General features: G+C 64.6%; 8 protein-coding genes. All 8 read left to right on the top strand.

The window, feature by feature from the left end:
- Position 1 precedes the first annotated feature (1 nt).
- The 8 genes from rsxE (at position 2) to DENOEST_RS07985 (ending at position 15,602) form a co-directional block, all read left to right on the top strand.
- Positions 2 to 688 (top strand): electron transport complex subunit RsxE, encoded by a 687-nt coding sequence (gene rsxE, locus DENOEST_RS08015; RefSeq protein WP_145768892.1) that lies wholly within the window; start codon positions 2 to 4, stop codon positions 686 to 688.
- Entirely contained in the window at positions 685 to 1,317 is a 633-nt protein-coding gene (gene nth / locus DENOEST_RS08010; RefSeq protein WP_145768891.1) for an endonuclease III, read from the top strand. The genes rsxE and nth overlap by 4 nt, the downstream gene beginning before the upstream one ends.
- Positions 1,314 to 1,751, top strand: a complete 438-nt coding sequence (locus DENOEST_RS08005) for a DUF1841 family protein (protein WP_197970557.1) — start codon at positions 1,314 to 1,316, stop codon at positions 1,749 to 1,751. Before nth ends, DENOEST_RS08005 begins: the two co-directional genes overlap by 4 nt.
- A 37-nt stretch (positions 1,752 to 1,788) precedes the next feature.
- Positions 1,789 to 2,631, top strand: a complete 843-nt coding sequence (locus DENOEST_RS08000) for an AAA family ATPase (RefSeq protein ID WP_145768890.1) — start codon at positions 1,789 to 1,791, stop codon at positions 2,629 to 2,631.
- 7 nt (positions 2,632 to 2,638) lie between these two features.
- Positions 2,639 to 5,104, top strand: coding sequence for a diguanylate cyclase (locus DENOEST_RS07995; protein WP_145768889.1), 2,466 nt, complete (start codon positions 2,639 to 2,641; stop codon positions 5,102 to 5,104).
- Positions 5,104 to 6,276 (top strand): vWA domain-containing protein, encoded by a 1,173-nt coding sequence (locus DENOEST_RS07990; protein WP_145768888.1) that lies wholly within the window; start codon positions 5,104 to 5,106, stop codon positions 6,274 to 6,276. The genes DENOEST_RS07995 and DENOEST_RS07990 overlap by 1 nt, the downstream gene beginning before the upstream one ends.
- 74 nt (positions 6,277 to 6,350) lie before the next feature.
- Complete coding sequence (locus tag DENOEST_RS20495) at positions 6,351 to 6,476, top strand: hypothetical protein (protein WP_269475903.1); 126 nt, start codon at positions 6,351 to 6,353, stop codon at positions 6,474 to 6,476.
- Positions 6,477 to 7,031: 555 nt separating this feature from the next.
- On the top strand, positions 7,032 to 15,602 hold the full coding sequence (locus tag DENOEST_RS07985) for a GH36-type glycosyl hydrolase domain-containing protein (protein WP_145769234.1): 8,571 nt from the start codon (positions 7,032 to 7,034) through the stop codon (positions 15,600 to 15,602).
- The last annotated feature ends 11 nt before the right edge of the window (positions 15,603 to 15,613 follow it).

The raw sequence follows: 15,613 nt of genomic DNA, 5'->3' as shown, positions 1-15,613 counted from the left end.
CATGAACGCATACCGGGAAATCACCCATAACGGCCTGTGGAAGCAGAATGCCATTCTGGCCCAGGTGCTGGGCCTGTGCCCCACCCTGGCCGTCTCCACCACTCTGACAAACTCCGTCAGCCTGGGACTCGCCACCGCCCTGGTGATGGCGCTCTCCAGCCTGGCCGTCTCGGCACTGCGGGCCTTCATTCCCTACGAAGTCCGCATTCCGGTATTCATCCTGATCATTGCCACCCTGGTGACCATGGTGGACCTGGCCTTCAACGCCTGGCTCCACGAGCTCTACGTAATCCTGGGCATCTTCATTCCCCTGATCGTCACCAACTGCATCGTGCTGGCCCGGGTGGAAGCCTTCGCCGCCAAGAACCCGGCTTGGCACTCGGCCTGGGACGGTTTCGTGATGGGCATCGGTCTCACCGCCGTGCTGGCGGTGCTGGGTGCGGTGCGGGAATTCATCGGCCAGGGCACGGTGCTGGCGGGGATTGCAATGATCATCCCGGGGGCCGAAGCCATCCAGGTGTTGCCCGAGGACTATCCCGGCTTCCTGATCAGCATCCTGCCTCCCGGCGCCTTCATCTTCCTGGGGCTGATGATTGCGGTGCGCAACTGGATGGACGCCAGGGCCAATGCCCGGGCGGCGGAGCAGGCCCGGCGCCAGCAGTTGCAGGCCCAGGCCAGCAGCGCATGAACCGGGGCAAGCGGGAAGAGATATTCTCCCGCCTGGCGGCTGCCGAGCCCCACCCCGTCACCGAACTCAAGTACCAGACCCCCTATCAGTTGCTGGTGGCTGTGGTGCTCTCGGCCCAGGCCACCGACAAGGGCGTGAACCGGGCCACCGGCCCCCTGTTCCACGATCACCCCACGCCCCAGGCCATCGCAACCCTGGGCGAGGACGGTCTGGCCGATTACATCCAGACCATCGGCCTCTACCCCACCAAGGCGAAAAATGTCGTCGCCCTCAGCCGACTCCTGCTCGAACGCCACGGCGGCGAGGTGCCGCACGACCGGGCGGCGCTGGAAGCCTTGCCCGGTGTCGGGCGCAAGACCGCCAACGTGGTGCTGAACATTGTCTTCGGCGAACCCACCATTGCCGTGGATACCCACATCTTCCGCGTCGCCAACCGTACCGGCCTGGCCCCGGGCAAGGACGTGCGGACGGTGGAAGACAAGCTGGTGAAAACCACCCCGGCACCATACCGGCTCCACGCCCACCACTGGCTGATCCTCCACGGCCGTTACATCTGCAAGGCGCGCACGCCCGACTGCCCCCGCTGCCCGATCCGGGACCTCTGCGAATACAAGGAAAAAACATCTTGAGCCTCTTCAATCCCAGCCGCGACCAGGCTCGCCAGTTCCTGATGGAAGCCTGGCGCAAGCGCATCGAACAATTACCCGCCACCCCCCTGGAAATCATGGCCGCCGACGTAGTGCAACTGCATCCCGAGTACCACGCCCTGCTGGCGGGAGGCGAAGAGGCCCTGGCCCGGGACTGGACGCCGGACCAGGGGGACACCAATCCCTTCCTGCACCTTTCCCTGCATCTGGCCATCGAGGAACAGCTCCAGATCGACCAGCCCCCAGGCATCCGCGCCGCCTACGAGCAACTGCTGGTCCGTCGCGACGACCCGCACGAAGCCCTCCACGCCATCCTCGACTGCCTGGCCGAAGCGGTCTGGCGTTCCCAGCGGGACCATGCCCCCATGGACGGCCTGGCCTACCTGGAAGCCCTGAAGCAGGCAGCGGGCCGCTAGAATCAACACCATAACCACCGACTCAGGACTCTTCCCCATGCGTTTCGAAGGTACATCGAACTACGTTGCCACCCCCGACCTGATGCTGGCAGTCAATGCTTCCATCACCCTGCAACGGCCCCTGCTGATCAAGGGCGAGCCAGGCACGGGCAAGACCATGCTGGCCGAGGAAGTGGCCGCCGCCCTGGGCCTGCCCTTGTTGCAATGGCACGTGAAATCCACCACCAAGGCTCAGCAGGGCCTCTACGAATACGATGCGGTATCCCGCCTGCGGGATTCCCAGCTGGGGGACGACAAGGTCAGGGACATCGGCAACTACATCGTCAAGGGCGCCCTCTGGCAGGCCCTGGAGGCGGACCAGCCGACGGTGGTGCTGATCGACGAGATCGACAAGGCCGACATCGAATTCCCCAATGACCTGCTGCGGGAACTGGACCGCATGGAGTTCTATGTTTACGAGACCCGGCAGTTGATCAAGGCGAAGCATCGGCCCATCGTCTTCATCACCTCCAACAACGAGAAGGAACTGCCGGATGCCTTCCTGCGCCGCTGCTTTTTCCACTACATCAAGTTCCCGGACCAGGAGACGATGGAAAAGATCGTCGATGTCCATTACCCCAACCTGAAGCGGGAATTGCTCAAGGAAGCCCTGGAGGTTTTCTTCGAGCTGCGCCAGGTACCGGGCCTGAAGAAGAAGCCTTCCACCTCGGAACTGATCGACTGGCTGAAGCTGCTGATGGCCGAGGACATTCCCCCCGAGGCCCTGCGCGCCAAGGACAACAGGACCGTGGTGCCGCCTCTCCATGGCGCCCTGTTGAAGAACGAGCAGGACGTGCATCTGTTCGAGCGTCTGGTCTTCATGGCAAGACACAACCGGTGATCCCCTGGTGATCCTGCGCCTGCTCCTCTTTGCCCTCGCCACGCTGCTGGTCGGCCCCGCCAGTGCCCTGGAGCAGGTCACGCTGCAATTGAAGTGGAAGCATCAGTTCCAGTTCGCTGGCTACTACGCGGCCCTGGAGCAGGGTTATTACCGGCAGGCCGGGCTGGACGTGGTGCTGCGGGAAGCCGACAGCAATAATTCCGACCCGGTGGCCGCCGTGCTCGATGGCCGCGCCGACTACGGCATCGGCGCCTCGGATCTGGTCCTGGAGCGGGCCCGGGGCAAGCCTCTGGTGGCCCTGGCCGTGATCATCCAGCATTCCCCCCTGGTGCTGCTCACCCGGGCGGATCTGGATACAGCCCAGGACCTGAAGGACAAACGGGTCATGCTGTTGCCTTCCGAAACGGAGCTGTTCGCCTACCTGGCCCGGGAAGGTCTGGCCCGCAGCCAGATCAAGGAAGTCCCCCACAGTTTCCAGTGGGTCGACCTGATCGAAGGTCGGGTGGATGCGCTGTCCGGCTACTCTTCCGACGAAACCTTCGACCTGAAGGCCTCCCGCTTCCACTTCAACCAGTTCAGCCCCCGCTCCCTGGGCATAGATTTCTACGGCGACACCCTGTTCACCAGCGAGGCCAAACTACAAGCCCGGCCCCTTCAGGTGGCGGCCTTCCGTCAGGCCAGCCTTGATGGCTGGAAATATGCCCTGGAACATCCAGACGAAATCATTGACCTGATCCAGAAGCGCTACTCCAGCCGCCACAGTCGCGCCCACCTGGAGTTCGAGGCGGCGGAACTGAAGCGCTTGATGGCTGCGGACCTGGTGGAAATCGGCCAGATGAAACCGGGCCGTTGGCAGCACATTGCCGAGGTCTATCAGGAACTGGGGATGATCCCAACCGACTATTCCCTGGAAGGTTTCCTCTACGACCCCACCCCGCCCAAGGCCCCGGGCTGGATGATGCCGGCCCTGCTGGCCTTCGCCACCCTGCTGCTGGCCATGACCATCGCCGTCGGCTATTTCGCCCAGCTCAACCGACGCCTGCACCAGGCCCTGGCGCAACGAGACGAGGCCCTGCGTCAGAGCCAGGAAAGCGAGGAGCATTACCGGCTGATCGCCGACAACAGCGACGACGTGATCTGGCTGCTGGACATCGACAGCCGCCGCTTCACCTACGTCAGCCCCTCGGTGCATCGTCTGCGGGGCTGGACCGCGGAGGAAGTCATGGCCCAGTCCCTGGATGCCGCCCTCACTCCGGCATCGGCAACGATCATCAGCGCCCGGCTGCAAGAAGGCATGGCGGGTCTGGCCCGGGGCGACCGATCGGCCCAGGTGTCCATGACCGAAGTGGATCAGCCCCACAAGGACGGCCGCATCATTCCCACGGAAGTCTCCACCACCCTGCTCACGGACGCCGCCGGCCGGGTCACTCGGGTGCTGGGTGTCAGCCGCAACATCACCGAGCGACGCAAGCTGGAAGCTGCGCTACGGGACAACGAGGAAAGGCTGCGCCTGGCCCTGGAAAGCACTGGAGACAGCGTCTGGGACTGGAACATCCAGGATGGAACAGCCCACTACTCCGACAGTTGGAAATCCGTCCTGGGTTACGGGCCGAATGAACTGAAGAACACTGTTGAAGCCTTCTTTGCCCTGGTGCATCCGGACGATCTGCCCCGGGTCCGGGAAGAACTGGAGCGCCACTGGCGGGGCGAGACTCCCAACTATCGCTGCGAATTCAGGATGCAGGCCAAGCAGGACGACTGGCACTGGATACTGGGCCGGGGCATGGTCTGGACCCGCTCGTCGGAAGGCGCACCTCTGCGCATGCTGGGCACTCACCTGGACATCACCGAGCGCAAGCTCGCCGAGTTCGCCATTTCTCAAGCCAATACCCGGCTCCAGGCTCAACTGGAAGAAATACAGACGCTCCAGGCCCGGCTCGCCGATCTGGCAGTGCGGGACGGACTCACCGGCCTGTTCAACCGACGTTACCTGGACGAGACCCTGGAGCGGGAAGTGGCCAGGGCTCGGCGGGATGGTCACCCTCTGTCGGTGATCATGTTCGACCTGGATCTGTTCAAGAATCTCAACGACAGTTATGGTCACCGGGCGGGTGACCATATTCTGAAGGCCGTGGCCGACATACTGCGCACCGACACCCGTGCCGAGGACGTAGCCTGCCGCTACGGCGGCGAGGAGTTCCTGATCGTGCTACCCGGCATGGCTCTGGATCATGCCTGTCAACGAGCAGAGACCTGGCGTGCCCGCTTCGAAGCGTCCAATTTCAGCTTCGGCAACTTTACCCTCCACGTCACAGGTTCCTTCGGTGTCGCCGGTTATCCCGACCATGGCAAGACCCCGGATGAACTGACCCACGCTGCCGACTCAGCCCTTTACCAGGCCAAACATCTGGGCCGCAACCGGGTCGAGTTCTATGGCGGCGAGCCCATCGCTTTCGTGACCAAACTACAGTAATGCTGATCAACTTCTTTCTCCATCTCAAGGCCCGCAAGCTGCCGGTGTCCACCCGGGAATTCCTGACCCTGCTGGAAGCCATGCAGGCCCGCCTGGCCGGCCACAGCATCGACGATTTCTACATCCTCTCCCGGGCCTGCCTGGTGAAGGACGAAACCCAGTACGACAAGTTCGACCAGGCCTTTGGCGAATACTTCAAGGGCGTGGAAAGCATTCCCGGCCTGGAGACCGAACTGCCCGAGGACTGGCTGACGGCCATGGCGAAAAAAATGCTCAGCCCCGAGGAAAAGGCCAAGCTGGAAAAGCTGGGCTGGGACAAGCTGATGGAAGAGCTGAAAAAGCGCCTGGAAGAACAAAAGGGCCGCCATCAGGGCGGCAACAAGTGGATAGGCACCGGCGGCACCAGCCCCTTCGGCAACAGCGGCTACCACCCGGAAGGCATCCGCGTCGGCGGAGAATCCGCAGGCAACCGCACCGCCATCAAGGTCTGGGAGAACCGGGAGTTCAAGAACCTGGATGACTCGGTGGAATTGGGCACCCGCAACATCAAGGTGGCCCTGCGCCGCCTGCGTCGCTTTGCCCGGGAGGGCGCCGCCGATGAACTGGACCTGGACGGCACCATCCAGGGCACGGCGCGGAACGCGGGCTGGCTGGACCTGAAGATGCGGCCCGAGCGTCACAACAAGGTCAAGGTGCTGCTGTTCCTCGATGTGGGCGGTTCCATGGACGACCATATCCAGGTCTGTGCCGAGATGTTCTCCGCCGCCAAGACCGAGTTCAAGCACCTGGAATATTTCTACTTCCACAACTGTGTCTACGACCATGTCTGGCGTGACAACAACCGTCGCCGCAGCGAGCGCTTCCCCCTCTGGGACGTGATCCACAAGTATGGCGAGGACTACAAGCTGATCTTCGTCGGCGACGCCACCATGAGTCCCTACGAAATCGTCCAGCCCGGCGGCTCCGTCGAATACAACAACCCGGAAGCCGGCGGCGTCTGGCTCCAGCGCCTGCTGGACACCTACCCCTCGGCCGTCTGGCTGAACCCGGAGCCGGAGCGGCTCTGGGACTACCGCCAGTCCATCCAGATCATCCACGACATCATGGGCGGCCGTATGTTCCCCCTCTCCCTGGAAGGCCTGGAACGGGCCATGAGGCGGCTCAACAAGTAATAGTCGAATGTTGCCTGGCCATCGGCCTATACTCGACGAGCCACGCATTCGTCGGCATCTCCAGGAGTACGGTCATGGGCAAGGCACGACAAAGCAACAAGGAAGCAAAGAAACAAGCCGTTTTGACCCCCAAGGAAAAGAAGGCCGCCAAGCAGACCAAGAAGCACGCGGGCGATATCGTTCCCCTGATTCCCCGCTGAACCGGTTTCCCGAATCTGGCGATTGATGCTTGATGAATCTGCCGCCACGGCCTGATCCTCAAGTCGGCTTCAAGGAATTGGAAAGTACCGTTCGGGCCGAGCCCTTCGGCGGTGCTCAGGGCAGGCCTGCCGAAGCCTGACACGTCCCGGACGAACGGTCACCGCGCTGCGCCCCCGCAGGTACTCCCCCGCTTATCCGCCCATTGCAAGGCGGTGTTTCGTTTCTGTCACCTCACCTGTTCGCAGAAATTCTCAACCAGTCACTGGTGACCCCATCATTGTCGATGCCAGGTTTCCGCGAAATTCTCGATGTCATTGACATGACACCCGAACCGGTAGCCGGGGGAATCAAGGACTCGGGGACGCGCCCGAAGTAACGGGCGTCATTAATATTTCATCTCCTGGAAAGGCACTCCTGAATTGAACACCGGCACCATCTTCTCCGTCTGTTGGCGGCAACTTCAGGTCAGGTTTGGCTCCCCCCTGGGGTCACGGATTTCCGAGCGCAACGAAGCCGAGGCTCCCTTGCGCTCGGAATTATTCAGCGCCGATCAGATGGAGCAACATGGCAAGGCCCTCGCCGCCTCCCATGAACTGGCTAGCGGACGTGGGCCGGATCAGCTTCTGGCGCGACTCGCGGCAAACGAGAACATCCTGGTCGATATATGCGAGCTGCTGACAACGGAAGTCACGGCCAAGCGCAGGATTACGCCGGCCGGAGAATGGTTGCTCGACAACTTTTATCTCATCGAAGAACAGATCCGCACCGCCGAACGGCACTTGCCCAAGGGCTACAGCAGGGAGCTGCCGCGCCTGGCAAACGGACCCTCGGCCGGACGGCCAAGGGTCTATGACATTGCCCTGGAAACCGTCGCCCACGGGGATGGTCGGGTGGATACGGAAAGTCTGAGCCGCTTCGTGGTGGCCTACCAGACCGTCACGGCCCTCACCCTGGGCGAATTGTGGGCGATCCCGATCATGCTGCGCCTGGCGGTCATCGAGAATCTGCGGCGCGTCGGTGTACGCATCGCCGCCGGCTGGACGGAGCGCAATCTGGCCGGCGCCTGGGCAGACCAGATGGCGGAGGTTGCCGAAAACGACCCAAAGAGCCTGATCCTCGTCATAGCGGACATGGCGCGCTCCAACCCGCCGATGAGCAGCGCCTTTGTCGCGGAACTCTCACGCCGCCTGCAAGGGCATGGTCCCGCCCTGGCCCTGCCATTGACCTGGATCGAGCAGCGGCTGTCCGAATCGGGCCTGACAATCGAGCAATTGGTGCAGACGGAAAATCAGCAGCAGGCCGCTCATCAGGTATCCATCAGCAACAGCATCGGTAGCCTGCGGGTCCTGGGTGCCATGGACTGGCGCGACTTCGTCGAGACCATGAGTGTCGTCGAGCAGACCTTAAGAGAGGACCCGGGAGGCATCTATGGCGGGATGGACTTCGCCACCCGGGACCGCTACCGCCATGCCACGGAGCGGATAGCCCGGGAGGGTCACCTGTCCGAAGTCGACGTGGCGCGTCAGGCAATCGAGCTGGCGCGGGCGGGCGCCTCGACCGATGGCGATGATCGCGAAGCCCATGTGGGCTTCTACCTGATCGACAAGGGCCTGCCGCAACTCGAACGGGCGGTGCGGCTTGAGCTTCCCCGTGCCGAGATCCTGGGTCGTGCCGCGCGCCGCCGCGCCCTGCCCTTCTATCTGGGCGGAATCGCCCTGATCACCACCCTCATCACCACCAGCCTGCTGATGCAAGCGCTGGCCATCGGCCTGCCCGACTGGTCGCTGCTGCCCATCGGCGTCCTGTCGCTGCTGGCCGCCAGTCAGTTGGCCGTGGCCCTGGTGAACTGGCTGGCAACCCTGCTGGTGATGCCGCAACCCCTGCCGAGAATGGACTTTGCCAAGGGCATCCCGGCGGCGGAACGCACACTGGTGGTGGTTCCGACCATGCTCACCAGCCCTGGGGGTGTCGAGGATCTGGTCGAGGCCCTGGAAGTCCGGTTTCTGGCGAATCGTGACGGATGCCTGCACTTTGGCCTGCTGACCGACTTTCGCGATGCCCAACAGGAATTCCTGGCCGAGGACGAGCCCCTGTTGCTGCTGGCCCGGACCCGGATAGAGGAACTGAACCAGAAATACGGCGGCAGTCGTGACGGGGACATTTTCTTTCTGTTCCATCGCCCCCGGTGCTGGAACCCCCAGGAACGGACATGGATGGGTTACGAGCGCAAGCGCGGCAAGCTGGCGGACCTGAACGCCCTGTTGCGCAGCGACCCGCCCGGCGCCAGCGCCGCCTTTTCCCTGGTGGTTGGCGCGACCGGGGCCCTCTCCGGCATCCGCTACGTCATTACCCTGGACACCGATACCCAACTACCTCGGGACGCGGCGCGGCAATTTGTCGGCGCCATGGCCCATCCCCTGAACCGACCCCGCTACGATGCCGCCAAAGGGCGCATTGTCGAAGGCTACGGCATCCTGCAACCCCGGGTAGCCATCAGCCTGCCCGGCACCAACCGTTCGCGCTATGCGCGCATGTGCGGCGGGGAACCGGGCATCGATCCCTACACCCGCGCCGTCTCCGACGTTTACCAGGACCTGTTCGGCGAAGGCTCCTTCATCGGCAAGGGTATCTACGATGTCGATGCCTTCGAGCAAGCCCTGGGCGATCGCTTCCCCGAGAATCGCATCCTCAGCCACGACCTGATCGAAGGCTGCCACGCCCGGGCCGGACTGCTCAGCGACGTGCAGTTGTTCGAGGACACCCCGGCCCGCTACGGCGCCGATGTCAGCCGCCGCCATCGCTGGATACGCGGCGACTGGCAACTGGCGGCCTGGCTGCGGCGACAAGTGCCCGGTCAGTCAGCCAATCCGCTCTCGCTGCTGTCCCAGTGGAAACTCTTCGACAACCTGCGGCGCAGTCTTGTCCCCGCAGCCCTGACGCTTCTGCTGCTGCTGGGCTGGACGCTGCTCTCTCCGGCCTGGTTATGGACCCTGGCGGTGCTGGCTGTCCTGCTGCTGCCCGCCTGGTGCGCTGCCATTCTCGGACTGTTCAGGAAGCCCCAGGAAATGCTGCTGCGCCAGCATCTGGCCACCATTGCTCACTCGATTTCCCACCACGCCGTGCAGGTCGTGTTTACTCTGGCCTGCCTGCCCTACGAGGCGTTCTACAGTCTGGATGCCATCGCCCGCACCACCTGGCGCATCTTCGTGACGCGCCGACGCCTGCTGGAGTGGAATCCGTCCAGCGAGACCGAACGGGAGTCCCGGGACAGCAGCAGCCTCGCGGCCTCTTTCCGCACCATGGGGATCGGTCCGACCATCGCTGTGGCAACGGCGCTCCATCTGGCCACATCGTCACCTTCGGTGCTGGCCGTGGCGGGGCCGATTCTGCTGCTGTGGCTGGCCTCGCCGCTGATTGCCTGGTGGGTCAGTTGTCCGCTGACGCGCCGCAAGGCCGTGCTGACGGCGGCCCAGAACCTCTTCCTGCGTGCCCTGGCGCGGCGGACCTGGGCTTTCTTCGACCGCTTCGTCGGCCCGGAAGACCACTGGCTGCCCCCCGACAACTATCAGGAATATCGCGTTGCCGCGGTGGCCCATCGCACTTCGCCGACCAACATGGGGCTGGCGCTGCTGGCGAATCTTTCCGCCTACGACTTCGGCTACATCGCGGGCGGGCAACTCATCGAACGCACCACCCTCACCCTGCACACCATGGCCGGGCTGGAACGCTACCGGGGGCACTTCTACAACTGGTACGACACGCAGACCTTGCAGGCCCTGCCGCCCCTTTACATCTCGACGGTGGACAGCGGCAACCTGGCCGGCCATCTGCTGACCCTGCGTGGTGGTCTGCTCGCCCTGGCCGATGACAGGCTGTTGGGCACACGACTGTTCGACGGCCTCCAGGACACACTGCATATCCTGGCCACGGCGGAGGACGCGACGGACGAAGCAAACCCGCTGACCATTGCAGCCCTGGAGGCATTTCGCCTCGAACTGGAGTCCGCGTCGGCCCATCCCCCGGCGGGCATTGCAACGCTGCGCGGGTCCCTGGAACGCCTGGCAGGCCATGCCGCCGCCCTCGTCACCGCCACGGCATCCGGGGACGATGACAGGAGCGAAACGACACCCAAGAACGAACTGAGCCTTTGGGCCCTGGCCCTGGACCGGCAGGTACGCGGTGCCCTGGACGAGTTGAACCTGTTGCTTCCCCCAGCGGCAAACGGGGACAAGGGAGAAGTGTCGGGCGACAGCGCCGGCATTCCGACCCTGCGCGAGCTGGCCCTGGCCGGTGGCCAACCGGCCAGGGAGCGAATGGCTGCCATCGAGGTTCTGGTGCATCAGGCCGGTGAGCTTGCCCTGATGGATTACGACTTCCTCTTCGACAAGACCCGCCATTTGCTGAGCATCGGTTACAACGTGACCGAACGGCGGGTGGATACGGGCTACTACGACCTGCTGGCCTCCGAGGCGCGCCTGTGCAGTTTCGTCGCCATCGCCCAGGGGCAGTTGCCCCAGGACAATTGGTTTGCCCTGGGGCGCCTGCTCACCGGCACCGACGGCGAGCCGGTCCTGCTGTCCTGGAGCGGTTCGATGTTCGAATACCTGATGCCCCTCCTGGTGATGCCGACCTACGACCACACCCTGCTCGACCAGACCTGCAAGGCGGCGGTGGCAAGGCAGATCGAGTACGGCAGGCAGCGCGCGGTCCCCTGGGGTATCTCGGAATCCGGCTACAACACGGTGGATGTGCATCTCAACTACCAGTACCGGGCCTTCGGCGTGCCGGGGCTGGGACTCAAGCGGGGGCTGGCCGAGGATCTGGTGATCGCGCCCTACGCCTCGGCCCTGGCGCTGATGGTGGCGCCCGAGGAGGCCTGCCGGAATCTGCAACGACTCGCGGCCGAAGGCTTCATGGGCAGCTTCGGCCTCTTCGAAGCCGTGGACTACACGCCGGCACGGCAGCGCCGGGGGCAATCGAGCGCGGTGGTGCGATCCTTCATGGCCCATCACCAGGGCATGAGCCTGCTCGCCCTCGCCTACCAGATCCTGGAGCGTCCGATGCAGCGGCGCTTCGAGTCGGACCCGCAGTTCCAGGCGGTCATGCTGTTGCTCCAGGAGCGGATTCCCAAGGCCACGGCGCTGTTCTCCCATGCCGCGCAACTGACCGAGGTGCGCTCGTCATCGGTCGCCACCGAGATGCCGATCCGGGTATTCGGCAGTTCCGACACCCCATCCCCGGAGGTGCAGTTGTTGTCCAACGGCCGCTACCACGTGATGCTCACCAACGCGGGCGGCGGCTACAGCCGCTGGCAGGATCTGGCCGTCACACGCTGGCGCGAGGACGGCACCCGGGACCCCTGGGGCAGCTTCTGTTATATCCGCGATCTGGACAGCGGCACGTTCTGGTCCACCGCCTATCAGCCCACGCTCCAGCGGCCGAAGAGTTACGAGGCGATTTTCTCCGAAGGACGCGCCGAGTTTCGCCGCCGTGACGGGGGCAACACCGGTCCCGGCGACTTCGAGACCTATACCGAAATCGTCGTCTCGCCGGAGGATGACATCGAGCTGCGCCGGGTCCGCATCACCAACCGCTCCCCGCAGCGCCGGGAAATCGACGTCACCAGCTACGCCGAAGTGGTGATCGCGCCACCGGCGGGGGATGCCCTGCATCCGGCCTTCAGCAATCTGTTCGTGCAGACCGAGATCCTGCGGGAGCGGCGCGCCATCCTGTGCACCCGCCGGCCCCGGTCCACCGGCGAACAGGCCCCCTTCATGTTCCACCTGATGGCGGTGTACGGGGCGGAGGTCGGCACGGTGTCCTACGAGACCGATCGGCTGCGCTTCATCGGCCGTACCAGAAGCGCCGCCGCCCCCCTGGCGCTGATCGATCCGGCGCCGCTCTCGGGCAGCGACGGCTCGGTGCTGGACCCCGTCGTCGCCATCCGTTACTCCCTAAGCCTCGATCCGGAACAGTCGGTCACCATCGACATGGTGTCGGGTATCGCCGAGACCCGGGAGCTGGCCCTGGGCCTGGTGGACAAGTACCAGGACCGGCATCTGGCGGATCGGGTCTTCGATCTGACCTGGACCCACAGCCAGGTGATGCTGCGCCAGCTCAATGCCACGGAAGCCGACGCGCAGCTCTACGGGCGTCTGGCCAGCGCCGTCATCTACTCCAACGCCGCCCTGCGTGCCGATGCCGCCGTGCTCATCAGGAACCGGCGCGGACAGTCCGGGCTGTGGGGTTACGCCATTTCCGGCGATCTGCCCATCGTGCTGCTACAGATCGGCGACGGCGCCAATATCGATCTGGTGCGCCAGCTCGTGCAGGCCCATGCCTACTGGCGCCTGAAGGGTCTGGCGGTGGACCTGGTGATCTGGAATGAGGATCACGCCGGTTACCGGCAGCAGTTGCAGGATCAGATCATGGGCCTGATCGCCTCGGGCCTGGAGGCCAGCGTGATCGACCGGCCCGGAGGCATCTTCGTGCGGCCGGCGGAGCAGATCGCCAGCGAAGACCGCATCCTGATCCAGTCGGTGGCACGGGCCATCATCACCGACGGCAGGGGCACCCTGGCGGAACAGCTCGCCCATCGGGCCTTGGCCGAACCCCACGTGCCGCTGCTGACTCCGAGTCGTCCGCGCCATTCCGAATCCCCGGCCACTGCCCTGCCCCACCGGGACCTGATGCTGCGCAACGGGCTCGGCGGATTCACCCCGGACGGGCGTGAATACGTGATGACCCTGGCCCTCGGCCAGGTCACGCCAGCGCCCTGGGTGAATGTGCTGGCGAATCCGAACTTCGGCACGGTGGTTTCGGAAAGCGGCGCCGCCTATACGTGGAGCGAGAACGCCCACGAATTCCGCCTCACCCCCTGGCACTGCGACCCGGTCAGCGATGGCGGCGGCGAAGCCCTCTATCTGCGGGACGAGGAGAGCGGCCAGTTCTGGTCGCCGACGCCCCTGCCGGTCCGCGCTGCCACCCCCTGCACCGTCCGCCATGGCTTTGGCTACAGCGTCTTCGAGACCCACGCGGGAGGTATCAGCTCGGAACTCTGGATCTACGTGGCCATGAACGCCGCCGTCAAGTTCTCGGTGTTGAAAGTGCGCAACCAGTCGGGCCGGCCCCGCCGGCTCTCGGCAACGGGCTATGTCGAATGGACCCTGGGGGATCTGCGGGAAAAATCGGCAATGCACCTGAGCACCGAAATCGCGTCCCAGAGCGGCGCCCTCTACGCCCGCAATCCCTACAGCCCGGAGTTCGCCGACCGAGTGGCCTTCTTCGATGTGGACGACCCTGCGCGGAGCGTGAGCGGTGACCGTCGGGAATTTCTCGGCCGCAACGGCACGCTGCAAAATCCCGCCGCCCTGAAGCGTTCCCGCCTTTCCGGCAGGGTGGGCGCGGGCCTGGATCCCTGCGGTGCGCTTCAGGTGAGTTTCGATCTGGCCGACGGCGAGGAACGCGAGATCGTCTTCCGTCTCGGCGTGGGGCGCAGCACCGACGAGGCCGGCAAGCTGGTACAACGCTTTCGCGGGTCCCTGGCAGCCCGTGCCGCCCTCGAGGCGGTATGGCAGCACTGGAACCATACCCTCGGCGCGGTGCAGGTGGAAACCCCCGACCCGGCCCTCAATGTGCTGTGCAACGGCTGGCTGCTCTACCAGACCCTGGCCTGCCGGGTCTGGGCCCGCAGCGGCTACTATCAGTCCGGCGGCGCCTTCGGTTTTCGCGACCAGTTGCAGGACGTGATGGCCCTGATCCACGCCCGGCCCGCCCTGGTGCGCGATCACCTGTTGCTGTGCGCCAGCCGCCAGTTCCTGGAAGGCGATGTTCAGCACTGGTGGCATCCGCCCTCGGGCCGGGGCGTGCGCACCCATTGTTCCGACGACTATCTCTGGCTGCCCCTGGCGGTGTGCCGCTATGTGAGCTGCACCGGAGACACCGGAGTGCTGGAGGATAGTTCCCACTTCCTCGAAGGCCGCCAGGTCAACCCGGAGGACGACTCCTATTACGACCTGCCCGGCCGCTCCAGCGAATCCGCCAGCCTGTACGAGCATTGTGCGCGCGCCATCCGCCATGGCCTGCGATTCGGCGCCCATGGCCTGCCCCTGATGGGCTCCGGCGACTGGAACGACGGCATGAATCTGGTGGGCATGGCGGGCAAGGGCGAGAGTGTCTGGCTTGGCTTCTTCCTGTGCGAAGTGCTCCGCCAGTTCGCGCCCCTGGCCGCCGCCCAGGGCGACCCGGCCTTCGCCGAGGTGTGCCGGACGGAAGGCGCCCGGCTGCGTCAGAACATCGAGCAGCACGGCTGGGATGGCGAATGGTACCGCCGCGCCTACTTCGATGATGGCACGCCCCTGGGTTCGGCCGGCAACAGCGAATGCCGCATCGATTCCATTTCCCAGAGCTGGTCCGTGCTGTCATGCGCCGGCCCGGGGGAAACCGAATGGGCCGGCAACCTGGAGCGTTCGCGCCAGGCCATGCAGGCGGTGGATGCCCGGCTGGTGCGTCGCGACCATGCCCTGGTGCAACTGCTCGATCCGCCCTTCGACAAGTCCGGGCTCGATCCCGGCTATATCCGCGGCTACGTACCCGGGGTGCGGGAGAACGGCGGACAGTACACCCATGGGGCGATCTGGACGGCGATGGCCTTTGCCGCCCTGGGTGAGGGTGAGCGCGCCTGGGAACTGCTGACCATGATCAATCCGGTCAACCACGGCAGTTCAGCCGAGGGAATCGCGACCTACAAAGTGGAACCCTACGTTGTGGCGGCCGACGTCTATGGCGTCGCCCCCCATGTCGGCCGAGGCGGCTGGAGCTGGTATACCGGCTCGGCTGGCTGGATGTACCGCCTGATCATGGAGTCACTGTTGGGCCTGAGGCTCGCCGGAGAAAAACTTCATCTGACGCCCTGCCTGCCCACGGACTGGCGGGAATTCAAGATTCACTACCGCTATCGGGAGACCGTCTATCACATCACTGTCTCGCAAACTCCGGCCGATGACGCTGGGCCGAAGGATGGGATGATCCTGACGGTCGATGGCATAGTCCAGCCCGACCAGACGATTCCCCTGGCGGATGATCGGCAGGAACATCTGGTCGCCATCAGGATTGCGGTTTGTTGAAGCAGGAGCTG

It is taken from the genome of Denitratisoma oestradiolicum (genome assembly GCF_902813185.1).
GTDB lineage: Bacteria > Pseudomonadota > Gammaproteobacteria > Burkholderiales > Rhodocyclaceae > Denitratisoma > Denitratisoma oestradiolicum.
Note: the sequence above shows the minus strand (reverse complement) of the source record. Positions and strands in the feature narration are given on the sequence as shown.

Coding starts and splice junctions, on each gene's coding strand:
- rsxE (WP_145768892.1), top strand. CDS start 2: ATGAACGCATACCGGGAAATCACCCATAACGGCCTGTGGAAGCAGAAT.
- nth (WP_145768891.1), top strand. CDS start 685: ATGAACCGGGGCAAGCGGGAAGAGATATTCTCCCGCCTGGCGGCTGCC.
- DENOEST_RS08000 (WP_145768890.1), top strand. CDS start 1,789: ATGCGTTTCGAAGGTACATCGAACTACGTTGCCACCCCCGACCTGATG.
- DENOEST_RS07990 (WP_145768888.1), top strand. CDS start 5,104: ATGCTGATCAACTTCTTTCTCCATCTCAAGGCCCGCAAGCTGCCGGTG.
- DENOEST_RS20495 (WP_269475903.1), top strand. CDS start 6,351: ATGGGCAAGGCACGACAAAGCAACAAGGAAGCAAAGAAACAAGCCGTT.
- DENOEST_RS07985 (WP_145769234.1), top strand. CDS start 7,032: ATGGAGCAACATGGCAAGGCCCTCGCCGCCTCCCATGAACTGGCTAGC.